The sequence below is a fragment of the Salinigranum sp. genome (assembly GCF_041641895.1).
Classification (GTDB): Archaea; Halobacteriota; Halobacteria; order Halobacteriales; family Haloferacaceae; genus Salinigranum.
This window is the reverse complement of the sequence record NZ_JBEPXO010000054.1, coordinates 1-25068: the sequence shown is the minus strand read 5'-3', so window position 1 is coordinate 25068 and position 25068 is coordinate 1. Positions and strand designations below refer to the sequence as shown.

Here is a 25068-nt window from a genome sequence, read left to right as displayed (position 1 = left end):
CAGATCGCGTCGGAGCGCCTGTTCGAGGTTGTCGAGTTCGCGGTCGAGGTTCTTCTTGAAGAACCGCTCGACGCCCGGGAGTCGTCCGTCGACGACGAACTCGTTGTGGAGGCGACATCGGCCGTCGACGAGGTCCTCGATGGTGTGCTCGCCCGTCACCCGCATCACCGACGACTTGCCGACGAACTTGACGTACCGCGGCGGTTCGATGGTGACGTCTCGCGTCTCGACCTCTGCCGTCTGGTTGATGACGGGGATGGGCAGGGAGATGTGCCAGGTCGCTCGCTCGCCGTCGTCGTAGACGTCGAACCGTTCGACGACGCTGATGGCCTCGGCACGCTTTCCGGGGTCGGAGATGAACTCCCAGACGCGCTCACCTGGAGCGTCGAACTCGAAGGTCCGCTGGACACGGACTGTCATACAGGAGTATCCGTGGGCGTCGGTAAAAAAGCGCGGAATCGTCCCGACGGAGGAGAGAGAGAAGCGGGGGACGTGACGGGCGTCGAGCGAGGGCTCAGGAGGGGGTGACGCGCCAGGTCGTCGACCGGGCGCGGCCCCACTTCTCGATCTCGACCTCGTCGGACTTCTCGGCGAGCGTCGGCAGGCGTGCCCCCACTTGCTTCGCCGAGAGTCCGATGGCTTCGGCGATGTTCTTCGCGCGGAAGTATCGCTCCCCGCACGAGACGCTCTCTCGCAGGTAGGCGACGATCCGCTGCTCTTCCTCGGTGTATTCAGTCATCGTTGGAGGTTAGGCTGCGACGTTCTTAACGGTTACCTGTCCGCTACCAGCGGGGAGTTTCAGCGCTCACCAGTACAGCTGTGTGAAGACGACTGCGAGCATCGCGGCGACCATCGCCAGCGCGAAGCCCCACGCCTTCGTCACCTGTCCCGGGCCGGCGAGCATCACCGCGGCACCGACGACCGTCAGGAGCGACAGCACCACCGCGAACCCGATTCCCTTGTCCGAACCGACAGACGCTTGCATACTCTGGGGGAGCGCGAGTGCCTACTTAGTTCATTCGACACCGCGTCTCACGGGCCGGTGGCCGTCGCTCGTCACCGGGCACGCTTTCCGTCGTCACCCCGAGGGGACGACAACGATGAGACGCTGGACCGTCCGCGCGCTCCACGCGGCTGCGGTGCTCGTCTCGTTCGCGCTCGTCCTCGAGGGGCCCGACCTGCTGCTCTTCAGCGTCCGTGACGCCCGTCTCTGGCTGCCCGTCGGTGTCGCGGGCGGCCTCCTCACGCTGCCGCTCCTGTGGAGGGTCGGCGTCGGGTTCACGCCACCGTGGACGTGGCCGTACTACTCGGTCGGAACCCCGCGCCGGCGCGTCGTCGCCTACCACCTGACTTGCAGTGTCCTCGCGGCGTGGCTCTGGATGGCGCCGACGCTCCGCGTCGTCGCGTGGGTCCACGAACGGCGTGGTGCGGCGGTCGTCCCGGGGACGGCTCCGGGCGACGTCGTCTCCGTCGCTGTCGGCCTCGTCCTCGCCGCGCTCCTGTTCTTCCTCCCGGCGCTCGTCCTCTTCGTCCGCCTCTCGGCGTTCCGCACGTCGGTCGACCTCCACGAGGCACGCGCGGGTGACCTGTTGCGCCCGGCGTCGCTCGCGGTGGGGAGCTACCTGCTCACCGCCACCGTCGTCTCGCTCGCTCTCGTCGTCGCGACGACTGCGGGATAGCGACGCCAACACGGGCGGGGCTGACCGAGAGTCAGATGAGCGTGACGTGCTCGGACTCCTCGTTGAGCGCGAGGTTCGCCGCGATTTCGGCGTTCCGCATCGCGTACTGGGCCGTCTGCTGGAGGCTGACGAGCACCTCGCGGACCTGCAGGAGCTTCTGGTTCTCCATCTCCGGGAGGTCGTCGAGGATCTCACGCTCGCGGTCCTTGAGCGCGCGGAACATGTCGCGGACCTCGATGGTGAGGTCGTAGTCCCTGTCGACGACGGCACGGACGGCCGTGGCCGTCACGTCGTCGACCTGGTCGGTGAACTCGCGGATGCGCCGCATCGTCGCCGAGTCGACGTCGAGCGTGTGGTCCTCGGCGTTCAGGCAGATGTTCGCGATGTCTTCGGCGTTGTCCGCGGTGAGTTCGAGGTTCTTCGCGACGGAGCGGTAGCCGATGAGCGGGAACCCCTCCTCCAGACCGACCGCACGGGCCAGGCTCGGGTTCTGGTACGCCGTGAAGATGAGTCTGAGCAGGAGGACGAATATCTTGTTCGCCTGTCGTTCGCGGTTCAGGGCCCGCTGGGCGAGGTCGGGGTTGCCGTGTGCGAGCGCCTTGACCGCCTCGCCGCGCATCGTGCTCCCCGTGTTCTCAAGCCGTTCGAGGAGGTTGTCGAGGGTGAAGTCCTCGGGGTCGACCGAACACCGGATAGCGATGCGTTCGGGCGTCTCCTCGATGACGCCGAGACCCATCAGCTGGGTCTCCGCCTTGTACACCGCGTTGATGTGTTCGGAGTCGAGCGCGCCCTCCGACTTCTCGATGTGGATGATACGCCGACCGAGGACGTACTGAGCCACGATGGCGCGCTCGAGCGCGTTCGCGTTCAGTTTGTCCGCACGGATGACCGCCTTCGAGTCCTCCGTGTTCGCCGATTCGGGCAGCACCGTCAGCGTTCCCTTGCCACCCATCCGCAACGACACCTCGTCACCCTTCTCGACACCGTGTTCCTTCGCCCACTCCGCCGGGAGCGTCATCGCGAGCGTCGACGGACCGAGCCGCTGGACCTTCCGCGTCTCCATATGTCCACCCATTCCCCTTCAACAACCTTAATCTTCACTGTATAGCAATAATACAACACTAGATGTAAGGGAGGGTTCGAGCGAGAGCATATCAGATAGGCTCGGCACGGGACCGCCCCGACCCGGCCGGGTCGGTCCGTCCGCGCGTCAGACGATCTCCATCATCCGCTGTTCGACGCGCCCGACGCGGACTCGCGTCCACCCGCGGAGGTCCTCGTCGAGGTCGGGGTCGTCCGTGTCGACCCGGAGGACGCCGATGTCGTCGAGTTTCGACCGGGAGGCGACGACCTGAACGTCGCACTGGCGGATGACTGCCGGCGACAGCTGGGGGTTGCCACGCCCGAAGACGAACCCCTGGCCGCCGATGGGCGAGACGACGACGACGTTCTCCTCGCCGAGTGCGTCGAGTATCTCCGCCTCGCTCCCGTCGCGGACGAGCACCTCGCCGTCGCGCCAGAGGTCGACCCCGAGCGGCGAGCCTTCGAACCCGAGCGCCCGCTTGACCGCGCCGACGGTACTCCCCGGTCCGAGGACGTAGGTGACGCCCTCACGGGTGCCCTGTGCGACGCCTTCGGCGAGCGCTTCGACGGACCCACCGCCGGTCTGTTTCGACGACTGGAGGTCTTCGGCGACGGGGACCCACGCGACGGCGCGGAGTTCGGGGTGGACCTCGCCCGCCCGGTACTCGTCCTCGTCGATGTCCATCACCTCGCGCTCCTCGACGCGCGTGAACGTGGCGGCGACGACGGCGGCGTCCTCCGGGGAGACGGCGAACACCGACGAGTACACCTTGACCCCGGCCGGAACGCCCAGCATGGGCGTCTTCGAGTCCGGGTCCGAGTTCGCGTTCGGAGTCGAGAGCGCCTCGGCCACGTCCGCCGCGGTGCCGTCGCCACCGACGAACAGCACGAGGTCGACGTCGTGTTCGACGAACGCGCGGACGGCCCGGTGGGTGTCGGCGGCCGTCGTGTCGTCCCCGTCGGGGGTGCCGAGGACGGCCGGGTCGAACCCCGCCTCCCGGACCGCCTCGGCGCCCATCGGCGCCCCCCACGTGAAGAGCGTCGCGTCGGGGGCACGCGAAGCGAGTTCGGCGAGCGCCCGGCGCGCCCGGTCCGGGGCGCGCGGCTCGGCGCCGCGGGCGCGCGCCTCCGCTACCTTCCCGTCGGTTCCCTTCAGTCCCACCCGGCCGCCGAGGCCAGCGATGGGGTTGACGACGACGCCGATGCGCATACGGGGTGTAGCGAGAGGACCGACAAAAGGCCGCGGGGTCGACGCGGGGTGTGGCGGCGCCGCGTACCGGAACCGCCACGGTTATGCGGGGCGGGCAGGTCCGTTCGAGTATGGACCCCATCGTGCTGCAGGAGGCCGCAGAGACGGCGTTGCCCATCGGGGCGACGGGGACGGTCGTTCTCGTCGCGAGTCTGCTCGTGACCGTCGCGTGGCTGCTCTACCTCGGCCGGTAGTCGTATTCACGCGTCGTCTTCCATCGCAGTGACCCGCTCGCGGAGCCACGCGGCCGCGTCGTCGACTGCCGCTTCCTCTGCTCCGGAGATTTTCAGCCGGACGGAGTCGCCGGGGTACGACCCGACCCTGACCGGGAACTCCGACTGCACCTCGTCCATCACCGGAATGAGCGACGACTCGGGGTCGGGCGTCTCGACGAACGCGGTGTAGGTCCGCTCGCCGGAGAACTCCTCCGCGACGGCCTCGAACATCGTCTTCATCTCGGCCGGGACGCCCGGCAGGACGTATACCGACTCGACGACGGCACCCGGTGCGACCCCCTCCCGGTTGGGGAGCATCCGCGCCCCGCTCGGGAGGTGAGTCGTCCCCTCGACGAGGTCACCGGCCTGGTAGCCACCGTGCGTGGTGAGCCACTCCAGCGCCTCGTCGTGTTGTTCGACCGACCGCCCGACGGCCGCGGCGACGCCCTCCATCGTCACGTCGTCGTGCGTCGGTCCGAGGCCACCGGTGACCACGACGGCGTCGTACTCCGCGCGGTACTCGTTGACGACGCGGGCGATGTCGGCCACGCGGTCGGGGACTGTCGTGACGCGCTCGACGGTGACGCCCCGGTCGGTGAGACGCTCACAGAGCCACGTCGCGTTCGTGTTCACCGTGTCGCCGGCGAGGAGTTCGTCCCCGACGGTCACGATTGCTACGCGCATACCCGGCGTAGGAACCCGACGATAAAAAGGACGAGGCGACGGGAGGACGCTCGACGCGCACGCCTGTCGGTGACCGGACGACCCGGAGCCTCGGTGGCTGTGTCAGGAACGGTCACGTTCCGCTTCGAGCGTCGAGAGGGCCGCACGAAGCGTCTCGACCCGGGTCTCGTACTCGTCGAGAAACCGGTCGGCCGCCTCGTCGGTCCCGACGGGGGTGAACCGTTTCGGCGTCGACTCCTCGACGCCGACGAGGCCCAGTTCCGACAGCTCCTCGACGGCGTCGTACACGCGGGTTCGAGGGACGTCGGCCGTGCGGCTCACCTCGACGGCAGTGCCGCCCGACAGGGCGGTGAGCGCGACGAACGCCCGAGCAGCGTACAGCCCGAGGCCCAGTTCGGTGAGCTGCTCGACAGCATCTTCGTGCGCCCCGCTATCGGATTCGCCCGTCATAGGTGGGGATGGAGGTGCCGGCGGTGAGGGGAGCCGAACACCTCGAGGGGGTCGTGGGCGGGGTGCCTGTGTGACTCACGTCCCCCGTGTATCAAGCACGCCGGGAAAACAGTTTGTGAGTTCTCCGGTGACAGCTAGTGTTATTCGGTTTTCGACGCGCGAAACTGGACAGAGCGTCGACATCCACGACAGAGTCGCCGTCGACAGCGGTCACTCGAACAATCACAAATATGTACACAACGTCACCTCTCACGGGCGGAACGGGACGAGCCGCAGTCGACGACGCCTCTCCCCCACTCCCGCGTCGTCGGTATCTGTGAGGGTGTTCTCTCTCCCTCGCGTCCCGCGTCTCTCCCGTTCTACGTTCGGTTCGAACGGCCAGCGCCGCGACTCTACGCTGGTCGACTGCCACGCCACGTCGGCCGGCGCCGCGCTGCGGGTCAGCGCATCCCCGGCGGCGGTCCGTCGTCCTTCTCCTCCACCTCGACGTCGAGGCCCATCTCCTCGCGCATCTCGCGGAGTTCGTCTATCTGCCGCTTGTAGTAGTACGCGCCGCCGAAGCCGACGACGAGCGAGATGGCCGCGATGGCACCGAAGATGGGGATGTCACGCTGGAGGTAGTACTGGACCGTGACGCCCCGCGAGGTGACCTCCTCCCACCGGATGTGGGTCTGGCCGTCGACGACTTCCGTGGTGGACCCTCGCGGCGAGACGGTCCCGAAGACCGGGAAGTCGACCCGGCGGTCCGGCGGGAGCACCACCTCGTACGACCCATCGACGAACACCGGGAGGCTGAACCGTTTCGGCGTCGCCCCGGCGGTGAACGCCAGTTGGCCGGCGGCGGTCCCATTGGGGAACGTGACCGTCACGACCTCCCGCGTGCGGTCGATGCCGCCGCCGCGCGCTTCGAGTTCAGAACCCGTGACGACGGTGCCGTTCGGGTACCGGTACCGGACCGCGCGGACGTTCAGCGGGTTACGCCCACCGAATCCGTCGCGTCTGAACAGTTCGATACTGTCTCCGGAGACGTTGTAGACGGCGCGGAACGACGAGTCGGTCTGGACGGCGATGTGGACGTCGCGTCCGGAGTCCCACTCGTACGGCTCCGCGGGTTCCTGGTCGAGTTGCTCCGCGGAGATGGCGCCGGGACCGAAACAGCCGGCGGTGAGAGAGAGGACGGCGAGACCGACGAGTGCGAGGAGGTGGCGACGGTTCATCGGGTGTTCCCGGCTCTTAGGGGATGACGCACTTCAATTCCGCGGGAAGGTACTGCCCGATGCTCGCGAGGAGGCCGGGCGGGTCGGTCCCCGCCGCACAGACGATGCTCTGTTCGAGGAGACCGAGGCGTTCGACCGTCACGATGTCCTGTGCGTGCCCCGCGCGGTTGACCGTCGCGCGCGCTTCGCCTCTCGTGGTCGAGTTGACGTTGACGCGTCCCTGTCCGCGCGACCAGTCGTAGAGGCGGTCCCGTTCGGCGTCAGACAGGCGGGACGGTTCGCCGTAGACGAACTCCAGCGGCAGGTGCTGGACGAGGCCGAACCGGTCGCGGACCTGTGAAGCGCTCCCCGGGCCGAGGCCGAGTTCGGCCGTCGGAATCCGAACCTCCACCCCGGCGTCGAGGACGAACCCGTCGTCGTCCCACGAGTCGAGGGTGCCGGTGTAGGTCTCACCCGCGACGAGGCGGCCGTCGCTCGGGACCTCCCCCCACCGTTCCCGGAGGAGGTTGCGGGCGACCGTCTCGTCCTCGCCCTCGACGGTCACGCTCACGAAGTCGTCGTCGCGGACCCCGAGGGTCCACTCGACGTCGAGGTCACCGAGGTCGTCGCGGAGCATCGACTTCATGCCGTCGAGCGCGCGCGAGCGGGCGTCGCCCGCCACGTAGCACTTCGTTGCGAGGACGACCATCAGCCGGTGACGTCCACGTTGAGTTCGTCCCGTAGCTCGTCGATGCGGCGGTTCATCGCCTCGACGAGGCGGCCGTTCTCCATCGACTCGAGGGGGGAGCCACACTCGGGGCACTCGAAGCCGAAGTCCATCGCCTCGCCGAACTCGAACCGGAGCGAGCAGACCTCACAGAGGTAGAACTCGTGGGTCCGCTCGTACTCCTCGCGGTCCTCCAGTGCGTCGAGCAGACGGTACATCTCCTCTTCGAGGTTCTCCGGGATGTTCTCGTACTTGAAGGTCCAGAGGTAGGTGAGCCACCCCGAGTCCTCGTCGCGGACCCGACGGTAGGAGGCGAGGTCGTTCTCGTAGAGGATGAACAGGGCGCGGCGGACGTCGTTGAGTTCCAGTCCGAGTTCCTCGGAGAGTTCCTCGTCGGTCACCTCCCCGTCGGGCGGTGCAGCGGCGACCGGCATCCCCGTCGGTCCCACCAGTTCGTGGAGGTACTTCTGGATGACCGGGTCGTTCAAGAGCTCCTCAAAAGCCATTGGACTCACATCCGCCGTTCAGTCGTTTCAAAGTTCCGGATGCGTGGTGGGTGAGTGTTCCCAATAGGTGGTGGGCGAGTGGTCGCGAGACGGGACGCAACACTCCGTCACGCGCGCCCCGAACGCGGAGACCCGGCAGAGAGACACGAGACCAGGGCGGTGAGAGGCCTCCCCCTCCCCAGCCGGGGTCTCCACGAGTGACCACAGGGAGCGAGTGGATGGCTCAGCGGACCTGTCCGCCGGTGGCTCGCGGACGGATCCGCGAACCGGTCCCTCGCACGCTGGGCGCTGGCGGACGGAGCCGCCAGCAGCGCGCGCCGGTGACGTGCGGGACGACGCCGGGGTTCCACGGGGGAGCGACGGTCACTCGTCTCCGGCGGTCCGCCCGTCGGCCACCTCGTTCCCCCCGACCGGCCCCTCGATATCGAGGTCGGACTCCCGGACGCGCTCGCGCCAGAACTCGGTGTACCCCTCCTGGGCCTCCTCGACGGTACTCTCCCCGCTCCGGATTCGGTCGAGTTTCAGGTCGACCTCCTCGGCGAGTCGGTCGCCGACGTCGCTCGCGATGAGCCCCGAGCGCACGGCGTCGATGAGCGCGCTCTTCTCCCGTTCGAGGACCCGCCGTTCGCCCATCAGGAGCTGTTCGGTCCGGAGTTCCGGGTGGCGGTCGAACAGCTTCGCGATGGTCTCGGCGAGGTCGGACTGCTCCTGTCCGTACTCGGCCTCGAAGTCCTCGTACACGCCCCGGGGAATCTCGCCGTTGTCGTACAGGGTCTCGGCGGCGGCGAGCGCCTCTTCGACGGCACGCCGTCGCCCGACGAGCAGTTCGTACAGCTCATCGGCCTCCGAGCGGGTGACGACCCCGAGACGGTCGAGCAGTCGGCCCATCGTCAACCCCTGGACGACGAGCGAGAACGCGGCGACGCCGAACACCATCGACTCGAGCGTCTGCGTCAGCGCGGGCGTGAGGAGGCCGCCGGAGCGGGGGAGCCCCAGCACGAGCGCGATGGGAATCGAGGCGTGGAGGCCGCCCCAGACGACGACGTGCTGGTAGTTCCGCGGGAGGTGTTCGCTCGACTGGGTGCGGTTGAGCAGGAACGCCGACGGGTAGACGACCATCGCGCGTGCGGCGAGGACGAGGACGATGGCGCCGGCGATGAGGTGCCAGTTCGAGAGCAGACGGAGGATGGGCGTCCGGACGCCGATGGCGATGAAGATGAACGTGTTGACGAGGAACGCCGCAGTCTCCCACGTGTTGAACACCGATATCTTCGTCCGGGGGCTCATCGCGTACTTCGCGCCGTGGTTGCCGATGAAGAGGCCGGCGACCACCGTGGCGATGACGCCGCTGACGTGGAGGTAGTGTTCCGCGAGGAGGAAGCTCCCGTACGCCAGGACGAGCGTCAGGACGATCTCGGTCATCTGTTCGTCGAGCGAGATCATCACGCTGTAGACCGCGTAGCCGGCAATCAGGCCGACGACGGCCCCGCCGACGGCGACGACGACCAGTTCGCCGAGGACGAGCGACAGTTCGGTCGGGTCGAGCAGGACGTCGGGACTCGCGCCGCCGACCACCAGCGCGTACAGCGTACTGAACACGACGACGCCGATGCCGTCGTTGATGAGGCTCTCCCCTTCGACCAGCACGGAGAGCCGCTCGGGCGCCCCCATCTCCTCGAACAGCGCGAGGACGGAGACGGGGTCCGTCGGGAGCACCATGGCCGCGAACAACAGCGAGACGAGGAGCGAGAACTGCGCGGCGACGGCGTCCGAGGCGAGTGCGGGGAAGACGATGGTGCCGACGCCACCGAGCAGGACGACGGAGACGATCAGTCCGGGGACCGCGAGCGCCAGTATCGGAACGGCGTTGGCCCGGAGCCGTTCGAGGTCGGTCGTCGCCGCTCCCTCGAACAGCAACGGGGGGAGGATGACGAGGAGGATGAGGTCGTGCGACAGCGCGAGGTTCTCGACGACGATTTCGCGGAACTGACTCACCGGCCCGACCGCGCTGTAAACGCTGACGACGACGGACACTGCGAGCCCGGCGAGCAGTAGCGCGATGGTGTACGGGAAGTCGCCGATCTTCGCGACGAGCGTCCCGACGCCACCCGCGATTATGAACACCGTCAGGAGGACGATGAGGCTGTCGACGATGCCGGAACTGGCCTCGGCAGCCATCGTCAGCGGGACCGAGAGTGCGGTCGGTGCGCGACGACGGCTCGCTCCTCGCACGCGGTCACAGCCGTCTCCAGCGAGCGGGGCGAACCGCGACTGTCGCGGCCGACCGCCGGTCCGTCGTCCCCAAGTCGTAGTTCGTCTGTCACGTTCTCCCGTCGGGACGGGAGGGCAAAAAAGCGGGACTTTCACCTGCCACGCGCGCCGTCGGCGCCGCCGGCCGTCAGCCGTGCCGGCCGAGGTGGTAGACGACTCCCCACACGAACGACAGCGAGAGCATCACGAGCAGGGTGCCGGCGAACTGCTCGCTGACGGGGATGGCCGCGCCGGTGACGGACCTGACGACCCGGATAGCGGCGAGAGACACCTCTCCGAGCGGGGGCGCGTACGACCAGAGGTACTTCGAGACCATGCTGCCGACGACGAGGGTAGCGAACGCCGAGATGGCGTGTGAGCCACCGGTTGCTGCGGGCATACTCGAACGTGTCGTCTCAGACGAATATAGGTGTATCCCACAGGTCGCCGCTCACCCCACTCCCCTCACTCCTCGCCCGCGTCGACCACTCGCTTCCCCGTCTCCATCGGTACGACCCGTTTCTCCGCGTCCGTCCACTCACGCGCTAGCTCGCTTCCCTCGAACAGTCTGTCGAGGAACACCGCCAGGCCGGCCACCTCCGAGTGTGGCTGGTTCGTCACGGCCACGTTCCAGTCGGCGGCGTCGTACACCTCGAACGGGACTTTCTGCGACCCGACGACGACGAGGAGCGGTTCGGACCGGTCGAGAACGGCCGACCGGACCGCCCCCTCGACGTTCTGGACGGGTTCCCCGTACATTGTCAGGTGGACCACCACCCCGTCCCAGTCGCGGAGAACGGGTCGCCACTCGTCGACGACGTCGACGGCGAAGGGGCCGCCGAAGCGGTCGGTGATGTCGCGGACCGTGTCGCGGGACCCCGTCGTGTCGCCGACCAGGAGTGCCCGCTCCGCGCCGAGGGCGCGAGCGGTCAGCGCGACGTGGGTCGTCATCCGGTCGTCACGGCCGGGCCGGTGCCCGAGGCGGAGAACGGTGACGCGAGCGGGAAAGGAGGCGTTCTCGTGCATACCGCCGAGTCGGCCGCCGGAGGTTATGGGAGTTCGCTTTCCGGACTGGCCGGGAAGCGACCCGCGGAGGCGAAGATACAGTCGACGGACTCGGGGTCGTACGTCCAGAAGCCCTCGAACGACCCCGGCGACCGTTCGACGGCGACTAGCCCACACGCCTGTCCGGCGTTGTCGCCGCCGTCGTAGGCCATGAACCAGACCTCGCCGAGTTCGTCGCCGTCGGTGTGGACGGTGACGTCGTCGACGAAGTACGGACACCAGTCCGGTTCGCCGTACAGGTGGACGTCGATGCCGCGGTCGACGAGCGCCTCGTAGACGTCGGTCTGTGCCTGGAGCTTCGAGAGCGCCTGGAACCCGACGTCGAGTCGGCCCTCCCCGACGCGCCACGCGCGGTCCTCGAACTCGCGAGACGTGGCGAGTAGTTGCCGCCGGTCGAGCGAGGAGAAGACGGTGTCGGGCAGGAGCGACGTGAGCTTTCGGTACGCCGCCTCGACGAACTCCGGCGAGCCGACCTCGTGTATCTTCGGGTGGCCGAAGTCGTACACTGCAGGGAGGTCGATGCTGCCGACGTACTCGTCGCCGTCGACGACAGTGAGGAACGGTTCGCCGCCGCTCTGCGGGAGGAACTCGTGTTCGAGTCGGACGTGCCGCCTGTCGAACATTCGTTCGAGGGCGTCGGGGAGCGCGGGCGCGTACACCGTCACCGTTCGGCGTCGCTCGTCGACGCGCTCGACCAGTTCGGCGAACGACGGTGGTGACGATTGCGCGGTCACTCGTCTTACTGTGTGTCTCACCCACATTACTGTTCCGTCGGCCTCGCCCCCGGTATCAGAACGCACTTATCCGTTCGCTCGGACGTGTCGCTCACATGGACCTCTCCGACAAGCGCGTCGTCGTCACGGGCGGGGCAGGGCTCGTTGGCTCACACCTGGCGAAACGGCTCGCACCCGACAACGACGTCGTCGTCGCGGACGACCTCTCGAAGGGGACGCGCGAACGCGTGCCCGACGGCGTCGAGTTCGTCCAGGCGGACATGACCGACGCCGACGACGTCGCGCGGGCGATTACCGCCGACGTCGACGTCGTCTTCCACCTCGCGGCGTACACCGACACGAACTACAGCAACCCGAGACAGCTGTTCGAGGAGAACACCGAGATGACGTACAACGTCCTCGAACGGATGGACGAGGTGGGCGTCGGCCACATCGCGTTCACCTCGTCGTCGACGGTGTACGGCGAGGCGCCGATGCCGACGCCCGAGGACTACGCGCCACTCGAACCCATCTCCGTCTACGGGGCCTCGAAACTAGCCGACGAGGGACTCGTCTCCACGTACGGTCACTCGTACGGGATGACCGCCTCCGTGTTCCGCTTCGCGAACATCGTCGGCCCCCGACAGCGCGGCAACGTCATCCCCGACTTCATCGAGAAACTGCTCGAAGACCCGGACACGCTCGAGATTCTCGGCGACGGCCGTCAGGAGAAGTCGTACCTCCACGTCGACGACTGTGTCGACGCCATCTGCCACGTCGTCGAACACGCCTCGAAGCCGGTCAACACCTACAACCTGGGCACCCGGACGACGACGTCGGTCAACCGAATCGCCGACATCGTCGCCGACGTGATGGGCCTCGACCCCACCTACGAGTACACCGGCGGCGAGCGTGGGTGGACCGGTGACGTCCCCCGGATGCGCCTCTCCATCGAGAAGGTGTCGGCGCTCGGCTGGGAGCCGTCGACGCCCTCCGACCGGGCCGTCAGGCGGGCGGCCGAGCAGTTGTACGAGGAACTGCAGGCCGAGGACGAACGGGCGTGAGGAGCGAATAGCCGCGAGCGAGACACCTTTCACCGCCTCGCACCTCCCTCCGCCCGTGCAAGTCGTCGGCTACGACACCGTCTCCGGGACGCTCCTCGTGAGCCGTGGCGCCGCCGCGGAACACGACGAGTCCGGGACGGTCGAGTCCGTCTCGCTGGAACCGGGTGCGGAACTCTCGTGGACCCTCGACGAGCGTCACTGTGCCGGCACGCTGTACGGCAGCGGGTCGCGGTCCCACGTCGCCTGCGACGACCCCGAAGCGCCGTACTGCGCCAGTCACCGCTCGACGTGGGTCTGTGCGCGCTGTACCGGGACGTGTCTCAAAGACGAGATGGACTGTTACGACGACCACGCCGTCTACCTCGCCGCCTTCGCCCCCGACGCGTTCAAGGTGGGCGTGACGAAGGAGTGGCGGCTCGAAACCCGGTTACGAGAGCAGGGCGCCGACCGGGCGGCGCACGTCTACACCGTCTCGAACGGCCGTATCGCCCGCGAACTCGAAGCGGAAATCGCGACCGACGTCTCCGACTTCGTCCGGGTCGACACGAAGATTGCGGGCCTCGGCGAGGGCGTCGACGAGGCCGCGTGGGCGGCGCTGTTGGACGGGTTCGACGTCCACGAGGAGTACGCGTTCGACTACGGCCTCGACCTCACCGGCCGTCCGGTCAGAGAGACCATCGCGACCGGGACCGTCCGCGGCACGAAGGGACGGATTCTGGTACTGGACCACGCCGGTAGCACGTACGCGGTCGACCTGCGGGACCTCGTCGGCTACGAGGTCGAGGAGGGGACCGTCGGACGCGACCTGCAGTCGAGTCTGGGCGCGTTCGGGTGAGCGAACCCCTCACACGGCGACCGTGAGGTGGGTGGGTTTATGCCGACGCGTCGGAGAACGGGAACGTATGGGCTTCGGCAGCTACGACGAGTCCGAGCAGGAACGTCAGCAACAGGAGACGACCGACGACGAAGACGACGGCGTCAACGTCCACGAACACGAGCACGACGGCCAGGTGAGCGTCGAGTCCGACGTCTCGACGGACGACCTGGTGAGTCGACTCGGCGAGATGCGCGACGACGACGAGTAGGGGGACGGGAGTCCTCCGAACGCGGCAGGCCGGAACGACGTGGTTCGGGCGTGCTCAGCCGTTCAGTTCGACCCGGACTTCGTTCTCCGTGATGTGGAGGAACTGAATGAACTCCTCGCCGTCGATGGTGTCGTACATGAGGACGCCGGAGGAGGCCTCCTCGCTGACGCGGTTCTGGCTCCCACCGGGACCGGCGTCGACGGTGAGCTGGAAGTCCGGCCCCAGCCGCGAGAAGTAGTGGTTGACGAGGAAGTCGAGTTCCTCGCTGTCACTCCCCGCGTCGTACTCGTCGGCGTGGTCCTCTGCGTGCTGGTCGAACAGCAGTTCGTCGGGCACCTCCTGGTCTTTGATCTGATTGCCGAAGTGCCACTTGTTGTCGCTCCCCTGGATGTCGATGTCGGTGTACTCCATCGCGAACGACGAGGTGAGGTCGGCGTCGAGCCGCGGCGCGCCGCTACTGCAGTCGACGTGGATGGGACGGGTCTGAACGTGGGGGTCCGAGAGCACGCGCTCCCACTCCTCCGACGGCGAAGAGCTGTTGTGGCGGTAGTAGACGGAGACGCTGAGCTCGGTGTTCCCCTTGGTGAACCCGTCGGCCGTCGCCGAGTCACAGCGTCCCTGGCCGGCGAAGTGTATCTCGAACTGCTGACCGTCCGTCCCCTGGTAGTACATCGACCAGTGGAGCTGGTTGAACGCGTTCGCGTTCGAGGTGTCGGGCGCGAGCTGGAGGTCGAACTGCGAGACGTTGTGCTGTCTGGCGACGCTCGGCGTCTCCAGGGACTCGCCCACCAGCGGCATGTCGAACGCTCCCGGCGCACCGGCGAGGGTGCGGAGTTCGATGGAGGCCGTCCGGTTCGCGTGGTCGACGGAGAGGAACCCGTCGGTCCGTTCGGCGAAGTACGTCGCCCACCCCTTGTAGTGGTCGCTGTGGACGGTGACGACGACGGTGCCGTTCGTCACGGGGTTGTCGTAGCTGGTGTCGCCGGCGTCGTCGTAGGGTGCCCCGGGGCCGTCCGCCGTGTTCGCGGTTTCGTTCGGGAAGATGCGCTGGACGTCCGTCCCAGTCGCGAGCGGCACCACCTCGGCGGTGACCCGCCCCGAGGCACTCCCCGACCCGGCGACGCGGACGAGCGGCATCGTCAACGTCTGGTCACGGTAGTGGAACTCCGGCGGCGAAATCATCACGGTCCCGTTGTCCTCGGTCCGCCAGACGCCGCCGCCCTGATAGGCGACGACGGTGTCGCCTCTGGTGTACTGGACTTCCCCGAGCGACCGGTTGAAGATGGTCTCCTCGGACGGAGTCGGGTCGGTGAAGTTCTTGTGGACGACGCGTATCCAGCCCGCGTCGGAGTCGACCCGGTAGACCCCGTCGCCGCTCCCGCTGAGTTCGACCGACTGGCTCTCCGACTCGCCGAGTGCGGCCATCGCTCCACGCGAGTCCAGCAGTGTCATCGCGTGCTCCGTCCGCTGGATGTCGACGGACGTCTGCGAGTCGGTCAGCGCCGTCCCCCCGAGGGCGACGACGGCCGTGACGCCGATGGCCGCGATGGCGAGCATGAGCGCGACGCCGATGGTCGTCGACTGGCCGCTCCGGTCACGGACCAGTCGGTAGAGCCACGGCACCCGCGGCGGGCCGCCGGCGACGGCCGCGGGCGTCCGCCCACGCCGGCACACTCGGGGCTGGTCGTCCCGTTCCGGGTCGGTCTCCCGCCGATTCAGCCGTCGCCGAGGGGTGTCGTCTGTCATGGTAGTCACTCGAATTCGATGTCGATCAGGGTCTCCTGGACGTAGACGCGCTCGGGGTTCGAGACGGTGCAGGAGACCGTGTCCCCGTAGACGTCGCAGTTCGCGTCGTCGTACCGGCCGAGTTCGCGCTCCCAGACCACGGGACGCGGACTCGTCACGTTCACCATCAGCTCCGTCTGGGGTTCGGTTCGGGCGACGTCGAACCCGAAGCTCTGCCGCTGGCCGTCGGGACTCGTCGCACGCACGAGCACGGTCGTCGTGCCGCCGATGGACTCGGTCCGCCCCGTCCCGCGCGTGGTCACGACGGGGAGCGACACGCGCTCCTGCCGGAGGACGAACTCCGAGTGGCGAATCACGACGGCGCCACCCGGGTCCTCTCGGAAGACCGCGCCGTTGGAGTAGACGATGCGGCCGTCGCCGGCCTCGTACACCACCGGCTGGAGGTCGTACTGGACGTTCCGTGTCGCGCCGGTGGCGTTCGTGACGGTGACGTTCACCGTCGTGTCGTCGGCCAGCGTCAACTGTGCGTCGGCGACTTTCACCTCCGTCGCGCGACTCGGCGCGCCGCGGCGGACGATGTCGTCGAAGTTGTCCCCCATCACGTCGAACGCCCGTTCGGCGTTGTTGAGTCGCTCGAAGTCGCGCGTGTCCTGGAGGCCGGTGTAGCCGAACGTGAAGGTGAGTCCCACCGTCGACAGCACCAGCGCGAAGACGAACACGAACCCGAGGGTGTCGGTGACGCCGCGGCGGTCCATCACGCCTGCTGCACCTCCAGTTCTCCCGACGCGCCGGCGTCGTAGACGACGACGAGTTCGCCGCCCTCGAGCGTCGCCTCCGCGACGGGGGTGTTCGTCACCAGTCGGATGTCGACCGAGACGTCGACGGAGGGTGCGGCGAGCGTGACCGTCGTGACCCCACCGCCCTCGTCGATCAGCGTGAGGGAGTACGTCGCACTCCCGACGCGACGGGGCAGCGACGACCTAACGCTGACGGTCCCGTCGATGGTCGACGCCAGGCGGTCGGCCCCTTCGAGGTCCGCGACGAGCGTCTGGCCGACCACCTCCAGTTCGGAGCGGACGACCTGTTCGCGTTCGGTCTCGACGAAGCCGCCGGCGGCGATCATCAACCCGGAGATGAGGAGGCTCGCGATGCCGAGCGAGAGGACGTAGCCGAGCGCCGTCGAGACGGCACGGTCGTCCCGGCGGACCCCGGGCCGACGGCCGCCGAACGATCCCGAACGGTTCATCGAATCTCCTCCGGTGCGATGCGGACCGTCGTCTGGTAGGAGACGTCGGTGCTCTCGTAGGTGATGGTGACGTCGGCGTCGTAGATGATGGCGGTGGCGAACGCCGCGCCGTTGTCGTGGTCGCCGGTGTTCTCGTTGTCGTAGACGTTGGTGGAGACGTCCGCGCCCTCTGCGACCTTGATGTCGTACGTTCCGGTCGCCTGGTCGCCGTTCTCGAAGCGGAGGTCGGTGTCCTCGTCGTCGACGGCGTCGTCGGGGAGGTCGAGCAGGTCGAACGCCGTGCACGGGGTGCCGTTGATGCTCCCGTTGGAGATGTCGATATGCGCTCGGGAGCCGGTGTGCTGGTAGCTACACTCGGTTCGGCTCAGGGCTCCGGTGTCGTCCTCGACGGCGACCGTCACGTCGTCCCCGCCGAGCGTGTTGTCGTCGTACACGTACACGTGCCAGGTCGCCCCGGTGTCGGTGTCCTCGAACACGATTTCGAAGGGGTCGGTTCCCGCGAGAAGGTTCGAGATGTTCGTCGAAGCGAGCGACCCGCGGTTGACCGTGACGCTGGCGTCCCGAACCGCGGAGGGGTCGTTGCCGAGGGTCCAGTCGTCGGCGTAGTTCCGGTTCGTGAGGTTCCGCGAGGCGTTCGTCTGCTGGAACCGGGTCCCGTTCGTCGACTCGACGGTCATCGACGCGACGCGAGCGCGCCGCGCGGCGTGCAGTCCGGCGCTGTCGCTCCACTCCTCGATGCCCGACTCGAACCACTGCGTGTTCTCGCTCCACGTGGGGTCCGTACCGTTGCGGTTCTCCCGGATCATGATCCCCCGCGCTGCGTCCTCGGCTGCCGCCCGGTAGGTGATCGAGGGGTCCGTCCCGGGGTCGGTGTTCCGCGTCGCGAGGTTCTCGGTGTAGATGGCCGTGTTCAACAGCAGCGCGAATCCGACGAACAGGACGGCGAGCGAGAGCGCACCGACGAGGAACAGCTGGCCGCGGTCGTCGGTTCCGGAGCCGGTTTCACTGCGTCTCTCGCTTCTCCGCGCCCGCTGTCGGCGCGGCCGCGTCGGGGGCCGCCTCACATCCGCCACACGACCACCTCCACCTCGAGGACGTTGTACAGCGGCCCCGGCGACACGTCGGACGCGTAGAACGTCGTCGAGTTCTCCAGCGTGTGCGTCGTCGGAGTGTTGTCCGCCGCGTACAGCACGTCGTCGTCGTACAGCGTCACCCGCCACCGCGCGGAGATGGCGTTGTCGCTCGGGCCACCCATCCGGACGAGCGTCTCCCGGCGGAGCGTCCGGTCGCTCGTCCGGTGGTGGACGTAGAGGTTGAACGCGATGCCCCGGTCGAGGAACGTCTCGTTGAGCGTCTCGCCCAGTTGCGTCGGCGGTCCGCCGGAGACGTACTGCCCCTCGAACGTGTTCCCGTGGAAGCCGCCGGTCGAGTTGTTGACGTAGAGGACCGTCGGCTCGAGCGTGCCGTTCTCCGCAGCCGACGCGAGGACGCCGGTGGCGACGGCCTCCTGCTGGTTCTCGATGTGCTGGCTCGACGTCGACGCGGTGAGGGGCGTCACGGCCGTCACCTGGAGGGCGAAGACGATGCTCGCGAGCAGGATGGTCGCCGCGGCGAACGCCTCCAGCGTGTGGGCCTGGCCGCGGGCGTCACGTCGGTCTCCGCGGGGAGGGCGGTCTCGCGTCCGGGTCCGAGGCGACGGCGCTCGCATCACTCACCACACCCTGACGTACAGCTCGTACGACTGGCCGTCGTACAGCACCCGCCGCTGTGCCGTGATGACGTCCTGTGCGTTCGTTCGGTCCTCGCCCGCGTCGAACACGACGGTCCCCGCGGGGTCGACGACGGTCACGTTGATCGTAGTGTCGGCGTCGACGCCGAGCGCCAGGTTCGGGTGGTCGCTGGCCGTGTCGTACGTGTACGAACAGCCCGCGGGCGGCGCGTTGTTCGCGAAGAACGCCGTCGTACACGTCGTGTTGAGGACGTACGGCTCGGACGGGTCCCCGAGGATGTCGGTCGCGAGCCGGTTGGCGACCCGGTCGGCGACGAGGGGGTCGGACTGGCTGGTCGCGAAGGGCTGGAACATCACGGGGACGAACGCGAAGACGAACGCCATCGTGAGGAGGAACAGCGTCGCGCCGACGGCGAAGTCGATGGTGGTCTGACCGCGCGCCGTGTCCGACGCGGCGGCTCGCGCCGTTCGCTCGTCGCCGGACGGCGGCCGTCGCGAGCGCGGAGCCATCAGCCCACCACCGTCCACGTCGCGAGCGCCACCGTCATCAGGACGAGCGTGAACTTGAGCCCCGACCGGACGTCGGCCGTCCGGATGTAGCCGCTGATGAGCCCCGAGATTATCGCCTGGATGGTGACGCCGTGGAAGAACAGCAGCGAGAGCTGGTTCGGGTCGACCCCGCCGCTGAACTGACTGGCGCCGCCGCCGCCACTGGCCTGCTCCGTGAGCCCCGCCATCACGTCGAGGAACTGCGTCTTCAGGATGGCCATCACTGCGAGCAACGTGAAGTAGGTCATGAGGATGATGGCCACCTGCATCATCGTCCGCGAGCGGCGTTCACGCTCGATGTCGTCCTGGTTCTCCGACGCCTGTGCGGCCGTCGAGAGCACGTCCGTGATCTGTGAGGACGCCTCCTGCGCCTTCGAGATGAGTTTGATGGTCCGGGCCAGTCTGGGGATGTGGTACTTGTTGTTGAACTCGATGAGCGCGTCGCGGAGGCTGGTCCCGTAGTTGACCTTCGCGTAGATGACGTCGAACTCGTCGGCGAGCTTCCCTGAAGAGGTAGACGACACCGTCCGCACGGATTCGAGGAGCGTCTGGCCCGTGTCGTTCGCGGAGGAGAGCTTCCGGAGGTTCTCCGACAGCTTCCCCGTGATGGAGCTGCGCCGCCGGACGTTCCACTCGTAGAACACCGTCAGCGGGAGGGCGACGACGTACACCGGGAGGTAGACCCAGACGAACGTCCCCCAGACGGGACGGGCGACCAGCGCGTCCCAGCTCGTCGGCGCGATGCCCACCGCGGCCGGGACGACAAGCGCGAGGAGCGCGAGCGGGACGGTCACCCCGAGCGTGTACATCGGGTTGTCGCGGAAGAAGACGTGCGGGGCCGCGAGGATGCCGCGCACGTTGTGGAGCAGTTCGCGGTTTCTGATGTGCGAGAACAGCGCGAACTCCCCGACGAACCGGTTGATGAGTCCGAGCTTCAGCGCCCCGTCCCGCCCGTCCCCTCCGGTGGGGTCGGGGCCGTCAGAGAGCTGGAGGTAGCCGTCGCCGGGTTCGTCCTGTTTCACTGTCGAGACCAGGACGAGGAAGCCGAACCCGATGAGCGGCGTCAGGAGGTAGATGGTCCCGAACAGCAGCATGTCCTGTGCCTCGCCCAGCATCGACATGATGACGAGGATGATGATGAGGAGCAGCGGGAACAGCGAGAGCGTCATGTACATCTCGCCGAACAGCTCCAGCGTCTCGAGCGTCATCTCCTGTTCCTGTTTCGCGGTGCGGAGGTGCTTCTCCTTCTTGTCCGAGAGGAACTGCTGCATGTCGCCGCCGGAGTTGACGATGGAGAGCATGTCGGTCAGGAACTGCGAGAGGTCGTCGCTGGGGGTGACGATGGCCTGCTGGCGGATGGCGTTCCGGTAGTCGGTGCCGAAGTACTCCGTCTCCTGGACGATACTCTGGAACTCCCGGGCGACCTCGCCGTAGGTGTCCTCGGCTTTCGCCATCGCCTCGAGGATTTCGAGCTGGTTCAACCCCCCGACGGAGAGGGCGTACATGAACGAGACCGAGTCGGCGAGCAACATGTTGATCTCGCGCTTCCGGGCCGACGCGCGCGAGTACGGGATAGCGACGAGCGTCCCGAAGCCGACGCCGAAGCCGATGCTGCCGAAGACGACGCCTAGGACCCCGACGGCGACGGGAACGGCGATGGCAGAGAGCGTCGCGGCCGTCTCCTCGTCCGGCACCGGGATGCCGAGACTGACCACCTCCTCGGTGAGAACGCCGAACTGGACCAGGCCGAATCCGACGAGCGTCCCGAGAATCCACAGGACGCCGCCGAGCAGCACGCCGATGGCGAGCGCCCGTGAGATGTACAGTTCGACGTTCTCGCCCATCCGTGCCTGTTCGAGGCGTTCCTCGACGTCGCTCACGAAGTCACTGTTCTCGTCGAACAAGAACTGGAACACCGGGTAGAACGCGTCGCCCAGCGCGTCGGTGCTGCCGTCGAGGCCACTCTTGGATTCGAGACTCATCTGTCAGGCTCCGTCCGGCTCGTCCGACTCGTCCGACTCGTCGAAACCGAAGCCGAAGCCACCAGTCTCCTCGGTCGGTCCGCCGCCGTCGTCTCTGTCCCGGGTCTCGGCGTCGCCGTCTTCGTCCCCGCCGCGGCCGCCGGTCGTGGCGTCCTCCAGCGCCTCCGTGAACGCGTCGCCCCCGTCCGCACCGACCCCCGTCGGCCCCGTCCCCGCCTCGTCGGACCCGACGGTCACGTCCGCCGCGGGCTGGATGCTCGCCAGCGCCTCCGCGACGTCTGCCGTGGTGTTCCCGCGATACTCGGGCAACAGCGACTCCTCGGCGCGGCCGAGGATGCCGTCGGCGAGGGCGGCAGTCTCCGTGTCCGGCGAGGGCCGCGGCACCATCGCCTCCTTCTCGGGTTCGATGTTGATCTGGACCGACTCCATCTCGCGGAGGTCCTCCAGCGACTGTTCGAGGCGGTCGTCGGCGATGAGCGAGAGGATGGTCTCCTGGTCGTTGATGAACGCCTGGAACGTCGCGGCGACCTGCGCGTACGAACTCAGTCCGCGGTCGATGAGATACGCGAGGACGAGTTGGCGTTTGAACAGTTCTCCATGGAGTTTCTCCGCAGTCCACCCGCGGTCGAACATGATCTCCTCGAGCGTGTTCGAGTTCCCCATCTTGAGGAACTCGTCCGTCTCGGCTTGCCACTGATAGACGTCCTGAACGTTGATTTCGTCGTTCTCGGCGTCGTAGTGGTTGATCTCGGTCAGCGACTTGTTCCGCCGGACCTTGTTCCCGCCCACGCGCGTCGAGGTCTGGATGGAGACCAGGTCGAGCGCGGTGAACATCGTCTTCGAGACGTTGATCGGTTCGGTCGTGAACCGTTTGAGCACCTCGCCCACGGAGTCGGCGTGGAACGTCGTGTAGGTCGTGTGCCCCGTCGACATGACCTGAAAGAGCGTCCGCCCCTCTTCGCCACGAATCTCGCCCATCACGATGTAGTCGGGCCGCTGTCGGAGCGCGGCTTCGAGGAGGGCGAACTCGTCGACGTCGCCGCCGTCGTCCTCGGCGAACGACGGCCGCGTGACGGAGGCGATCCAGTTGCGCTGGGGGAGTTCCACCTCACGGGTGTCCTCGATGGAGACGATCTTCGAGTTCGAGGGGATGAACAGCGAGACGGCGTTCAGCGACGTCGTCTTCCCGGACGCCGTGCCGCCCGCGAAGATGAGCGACTTGTGGTTCTCGATGCAGAGCCAGAGGAACGCCATCTCGTCGAGCGAGAACGTGTTCCAGCAGATGAGGTCGATGGGCGTGAACGGGACGTCCTTGAACTGTCGGATGGTGTAGTTCGTCCCGTGGTCCGACACCTCCTGGCCGAGGGTGAGCTGTGCGCGCGAGCCGTCGGGGAGCGTCGCGTCGACCTGCGGGCTCCGTTTCGAGATGCCCTTCCCCGACCGCTGGGCGAGTTTCACGACGAAGTCGTCCAGTTCCTCGCGGCCGTGGTAGATGTTGGAGATGATCTGTTCGTAGTCGGAGTGGTAGACGAAGACGGGCGAGTTGTAGCCGTCACACGAGATGTCCTCGACGTTGATGTCGTGCTTGATGCCGTCGATGCGCTCGTAGCCGATGAAGTCACGTCGGAGGTAGTAGAGCAGTTTCTCGACCTGGTACTCGTTGAGCTGTTTCGAGTCCTCCTCGAGGACCGCCGCTTCGGGTCGGGCCTCGATTCCGTCGAGTTCGCCGACGCCGAGTGCCGTCGCCGTCGACGGTTCGGTGTCGTCGTCGCCGCCCAGTCCGATGAGGTCGGCGATGGCTCCAAGCGGGCCCGAACGGAACAAGCCAGCCTCCCCGTCGCCGGGGGCGACGCCGGCCTTCGGCGCCGAGAAGAGTCCGTACCGGTCGAGGAGGTTGAGCGTCTCGGCCTCGATGACCTGCTCTCTGTCGTCGACGTCGGCCGCGATGACGTCGTCGTCGGAGTATTTGATCGCGGTCCGGAGCTTCCCCGTGAGGTAGTCCACGAGGTCGTCCTCGACCCGGTTCATGTACGGCTGGACCACGTAGTACTTCTTCTCGTTCTCCTTGGTCGAGTGGAAGATGATGACGAACGAGTACGGTTCGTTCACCCAGTACCGCTCCACCTCGCGGAAGTGCGCCTTCTTCGCGAGCGGGACGGTCTTCTCGAGGTCGTACCGCGTCACGACGGTCGAGTGACCCTCGTCGGTCCGGAAGAACTCGTCCTCGTCGAAGTCGTCCTGGACCGAGACGGTCCGCTCGTCGACCACGTCGGCGAGTCCCTCCGCCAGGTCCCCGGCGTGCGAGAGCACACCCGCGACGTCGTCCGCCGCGAAGCCGAGCGCGTCGTCGAGGCTGGTCTCCGGGTGGTCGGACGCGAAATGCTCCGCGGCGTACCAGTCCTTCGCTACGGGTGGGTCCGTGAGGTCGGTTGTCGGTTCGAGCGCGTCGTCGACGCGGCCGGCGGCGGCCGCCGCCGTAGCGAGACGGGACTCGACGTCCGTCGGGTGGACGCCCAGGTCCGCGACCGCCTGGTCCTCAGCCGTGATAGCGCTCCAGTCGATATCGCCGGAGCGTCGCATCGTCGCAGCGGCGTCGGCGTCTCCGGTGTCGCCGTACTCACGGAGGTACTGCTCCCACGTGTACTCGCCGACAGTCGCTCCGGCCGACTGCGACGGCGCTGACTCCGACTGAGTCGCGCCGGCAGGGTCAGCGTCGTCGATAGCCATTGTTCCCCACGAAGCGAGAGGCCATCAAAAAGGCTTCTGCGGGAGTATCACTCGATATATTAGTTCCCAGTGTATTCCTACTCGACTACTGTATGCTGCTTTTCTCACCAAGTACAAGCTATCGTATACTAAATCGGCGAGAACGACGTCGAAAGAAATATCACATGTGATATCCGAAAGAGAGTGGTCGCGTATATGTGCCGTTCAAGTACCCTTTATATGGTGGCTCGTTTCGGCGGGAGCCGTCGCCTCGGACACGGACGGGTGGCTGCTTTCGACCATCCGTCGCCCCGTGCCGGTGGTGGTCCACCCCGGGACGGTGTCGAGACCGACCGGTCGTGGGGTGCCCGAACCCCTCCCCCCGGGTCCGGTGGCTCGTCACGTTCGCTCCTCGCAGAACGGGCGTGGCGGGATTCGAACCACGGTCGGACGTGCTCACTCCGCTACGCGCGACCTCCCTGATTCGAATCCCGCAGTTCCGTTCACACCGTTCGCTGTCGCTCGCGGGTGGACGGGCGTGGCGGGATTCGAACCGGAGCAGGACGGTCGCCTCGCTCCGCTCGGCGCTGCGTCTTGCAGGGTTCGAACTCCGGGTCCGTTCGCTCGTTACGTTCGCTCATCGCAGAACGGGCGTGGCGGGATTCGAACCCGCGATCGAGAGGTTAGGAACCTCTCGCCCTGTCCGCTAGGCCACACGCCCTGCCCGGAGTATCGAAGCCGCCGACTAAAAGCTGACTCTGTCGGCTGATACGGCAGGAGCTGAGGAGGGTGGCTGTTCAGCTGCTCGACGTGGACGTGGAGTCGGATTCGGATTCGGACTCGACCTCTTCGAGTTCGCGCTCCTTCTCGCGCTTGCGCGCCTCGAACTCCTCTTCGTCCTCGTCCGGCTGCTTCTCCATCTCTTTCAGTTCCTCTTCGATCTCCTGACGGCCCCGCTGGAACTCGCCCATGGCCTGCCCGGTCGACCGAGCGAGCTTGGGAATCTTGTTGGCCCCGAACAGCAGGACGAGCACGAACAGCACGATGAGCAGCTCCGGCCCGCCCGGCAGCCCCGGGAACAGTATGATATTGGACATCGCTATCTCAGCTTAACCAAGTAGCAATTATAGGCTTTTTGGACCGC

Annotated in this window: 28 protein-coding genes and 1 tRNA gene; 5 read left to right on the top strand and 24 right to left on the bottom strand. The window is 67.3% G+C overall.

Annotation, left to right across the window (positions count from 1 at the left end; genetic code table 11):
• The 3 genes from ACESK5_RS12460 to ACESK5_RS12450 all read right to left on the bottom strand — a co-directional run.
• The coding region (locus ACESK5_RS12460) for an SRPBCC family protein (protein WP_372911897.1) at window positions 1-420 on the bottom strand (420 nt) is incomplete at its 3' end.
• Window positions 421-514: 94 nt separating this feature from the next.
• A complete protein-coding gene (locus ACESK5_RS12455; RefSeq protein WP_372911896.1) occupies window positions 515-739 on the bottom strand; it encodes a hypothetical protein in 225 nt (74 codons plus the stop codon).
• A 66-nt stretch (window positions 740-805) separates the two neighbouring features.
• Window positions 806-985: a hypothetical protein gene (locus ACESK5_RS12450; protein WP_136588873.1), complete on the bottom strand. Its 180-nt coding sequence runs from the start codon at window positions 983-985 to the stop codon at window positions 806-808.
• Between the two features lie 115 nt (window positions 986-1100).
• Here ACESK5_RS12450 and ACESK5_RS12445 point away from each other — a divergent pair, with 115 nt between their 5' ends.
• Window positions 1101-1679 carry a hypothetical protein gene (locus ACESK5_RS12445; RefSeq protein WP_372911895.1) on the top strand — a complete coding sequence of 193 codons (579 nt, stop codon included), beginning with the start codon at window positions 1101-1103 and terminating at the stop codon, window positions 1677-1679.
• Window positions 1680-1710: 31 nt separating this feature from the next.
• On the opposite strand, the gene ACESK5_RS12440 is transcribed toward ACESK5_RS12445, so the two are convergent.
• The gene (locus tag ACESK5_RS12440) at window positions 1711-2742 is read right to left on the bottom strand and encodes a PhoU domain-containing protein (RefSeq protein WP_372911894.1); all 1032 of its coding nucleotides are present in this window, start codon (window positions 2740-2742) and stop codon (window positions 1711-1713) included.
• A 147-nt stretch (window positions 2743-2889) separates the two neighbouring features.
• Window positions 2890-3972: an ATP-NAD kinase family protein gene (locus ACESK5_RS12435; RefSeq protein WP_372911893.1), complete on the bottom strand. Its 1083-nt coding sequence runs from the start codon at window positions 3970-3972 to the stop codon at window positions 2890-2892.
• A 110-nt stretch (window positions 3973-4082) separates the two neighbouring features.
• Here ACESK5_RS12435 and ACESK5_RS12430 point away from each other — a divergent pair, with 110 nt between their 5' ends.
• Window positions 4083-4205, top strand: a complete 123-nt coding sequence (locus ACESK5_RS12430) for a hypothetical protein (RefSeq protein WP_372911892.1) — start codon at window positions 4083-4085, stop codon at window positions 4203-4205.
• Between the two features lie 6 nt (window positions 4206-4211).
• Here ACESK5_RS12430 and ACESK5_RS12425 read toward each other — a convergent pair whose 3' ends face one another.
• The 9 genes from ACESK5_RS12425 to ACESK5_RS12385 form a co-directional block, all read right to left on the bottom strand.
• Entirely contained in the window at window positions 4212-4910 is a 699-nt protein-coding gene (locus ACESK5_RS12425) for a competence/damage-inducible protein A (RefSeq protein ID WP_372911891.1), read from the bottom strand.
• 102 nt (window positions 4911-5012) lie between these two features.
• Window positions 5013-5360, bottom strand: coding sequence for a TrmB family transcriptional regulator (locus ACESK5_RS12420; protein WP_372911890.1), 348 nt, complete (start codon window positions 5358-5360; stop codon window positions 5013-5015).
• 440 nt (window positions 5361-5800) lie between these two features.
• Window positions 5801-6577 (bottom strand): DUF5803 family protein, encoded by a 777-nt coding sequence (locus ACESK5_RS12415; RefSeq protein WP_372911889.1) that lies wholly within the window; start codon window positions 6575-6577, stop codon window positions 5801-5803.
• 16 nt (window positions 6578-6593) lie between these two features.
• A complete protein-coding gene (locus tag ACESK5_RS12410) occupies window positions 6594-7265 on the bottom strand; it encodes a DUF2110 family protein (RefSeq protein ID WP_372911888.1) in 672 nt (223 codons plus the stop codon).
• Window positions 7265-7789: a transcription factor gene (locus ACESK5_RS12405; RefSeq protein ID WP_372911887.1), complete on the bottom strand. Its 525-nt coding sequence runs from the start codon at window positions 7787-7789 to the stop codon at window positions 7265-7267. Before ACESK5_RS12405 ends, ACESK5_RS12410 begins: the two co-directional genes overlap by 1 nt.
• Before the next feature lie 363 nt (window positions 7790-8152).
• On the bottom strand, window positions 8153-9967 hold the full coding sequence (locus ACESK5_RS12400) for a cation:proton antiporter (RefSeq protein ID WP_372911886.1): 1815 nt from the start codon (window positions 9965-9967) through the stop codon (window positions 8153-8155).
• Window positions 9968-10187: 220 nt separating this feature from the next.
• Window positions 10188-10439, bottom strand: coding sequence for a hypothetical protein (locus ACESK5_RS12395; RefSeq protein ID WP_372911885.1), 252 nt, complete (start codon window positions 10437-10439; stop codon window positions 10188-10190).
• A 65-nt stretch (window positions 10440-10504) separates the two neighbouring features.
• Entirely contained in the window at window positions 10505-11065 is a 561-nt protein-coding gene (locus ACESK5_RS12390) for a tRNA (cytidine(56)-2'-O)-methyltransferase (RefSeq protein ID WP_372911884.1), read from the bottom strand.
• A gap of 23 nt (window positions 11066-11088) precedes the next feature.
• Window positions 11089-11838 carry a DICT sensory domain-containing protein gene (locus ACESK5_RS12385; protein ID WP_372911883.1) on the bottom strand — a complete coding sequence of 250 codons (750 nt, stop codon included), beginning with the start codon at window positions 11836-11838 and terminating at the stop codon, window positions 11089-11091.
• A 95-nt stretch (window positions 11839-11933) separates the two neighbouring features.
• Between ACESK5_RS12385 and ACESK5_RS12380 the strand changes: the two genes are divergently transcribed.
• From ACESK5_RS12380 to ACESK5_RS12370, 3 genes are all read left to right on the top strand, one after another.
• On the top strand, window positions 11934-12881 hold the full coding sequence (locus ACESK5_RS12380; RefSeq protein WP_372911882.1) for an NAD-dependent epimerase/dehydratase family protein: 948 nt from the start codon (window positions 11934-11936) through the stop codon (window positions 12879-12881).
• A gap of 55 nt (window positions 12882-12936) precedes the next feature.
• Entirely contained in the window at window positions 12937-13716 is a 780-nt protein-coding gene (locus ACESK5_RS12375; RefSeq protein WP_372911881.1) for a DUF2797 domain-containing protein, read from the top strand.
• Window positions 13717-13783: 67 nt separating this feature from the next.
• A complete protein-coding gene (locus ACESK5_RS12370) occupies window positions 13784-13966 on the top strand; it encodes a DUF5786 family protein (RefSeq protein WP_372911880.1) in 183 nt (60 codons plus the stop codon).
• A 54-nt stretch (window positions 13967-14020) separates the two neighbouring features.
• Here the strand turns inward: ACESK5_RS12370 and ACESK5_RS12365 are convergent, their stop codons facing one another.
• The 10 genes from ACESK5_RS12365 to ACESK5_RS12320 form a co-directional block, all read right to left on the bottom strand.
• Entirely contained in the window at window positions 14021-15712 is a 1692-nt protein-coding gene (locus ACESK5_RS12365) for a hypothetical protein (RefSeq protein WP_372911879.1), read from the bottom strand.
• A gap of 5 nt (window positions 15713-15717) precedes the next feature.
• Complete coding sequence (locus ACESK5_RS12360) at window positions 15718-16467, bottom strand: hypothetical protein (protein WP_372911878.1); 750 nt, start codon at window positions 16465-16467, stop codon at window positions 15718-15720.
• A complete protein-coding gene (locus ACESK5_RS12355; RefSeq protein WP_372911876.1) occupies window positions 16467-16958 on the bottom strand; it encodes a hypothetical protein in 492 nt (163 codons plus the stop codon). Before ACESK5_RS12355 ends, ACESK5_RS12360 begins: the two co-directional genes overlap by 1 nt.
• The gene (locus ACESK5_RS12350; protein WP_372911875.1) at window positions 16955-18031 is read right to left on the bottom strand and encodes a hypothetical protein; all 1077 of its coding nucleotides are present in this window, start codon (window positions 18029-18031) and stop codon (window positions 16955-16957) included. Before ACESK5_RS12350 ends, ACESK5_RS12355 begins: the two co-directional genes overlap by 4 nt.
• Window positions 18019-18666, bottom strand: coding sequence for a hypothetical protein (locus tag ACESK5_RS12345; RefSeq protein ID WP_372911874.1), 648 nt, complete (start codon window positions 18664-18666; stop codon window positions 18019-18021). Before ACESK5_RS12345 ends, ACESK5_RS12350 begins: the two co-directional genes overlap by 13 nt.
• Window positions 18667-18669: 3 nt before the next feature.
• Window positions 18670-19197: a hypothetical protein gene (locus tag ACESK5_RS12340; RefSeq protein ID WP_372911873.1), complete on the bottom strand. Its 528-nt coding sequence runs from the start codon at window positions 19195-19197 to the stop codon at window positions 18670-18672.
• Window positions 19197-21218 carry a type II secretion system F family protein gene (locus tag ACESK5_RS12335; protein ID WP_372911871.1) on the bottom strand — a complete coding sequence of 674 codons (2022 nt, stop codon included), beginning with the start codon at window positions 21216-21218 and terminating at the stop codon, window positions 19197-19199. Before ACESK5_RS12335 ends, ACESK5_RS12340 begins: the two co-directional genes overlap by 1 nt.
• Before the next feature lie 3 nt (window positions 21219-21221).
• Window positions 21222-23945, bottom strand: coding sequence for a type II/IV secretion system ATPase subunit (locus ACESK5_RS12330; protein WP_372911870.1), 2724 nt, complete (start codon window positions 23943-23945; stop codon window positions 21222-21224).
• A gap of 627 nt (window positions 23946-24572) precedes the next feature.
• A tRNA-Arg gene (locus ACESK5_RS12325) sits at window positions 24573-24645 on the bottom strand.
• A gap of 76 nt (window positions 24646-24721) precedes the next feature.
• Window positions 24722-25021 carry a twin-arginine translocase TatA/TatE family subunit gene (locus ACESK5_RS12320; protein ID WP_372911869.1) on the bottom strand — a complete coding sequence of 100 codons (300 nt, stop codon included), beginning with the start codon at window positions 25019-25021 and terminating at the stop codon, window positions 24722-24724.
• Between the last annotated feature and the right edge of the window lie 47 nt (window positions 25022-25068).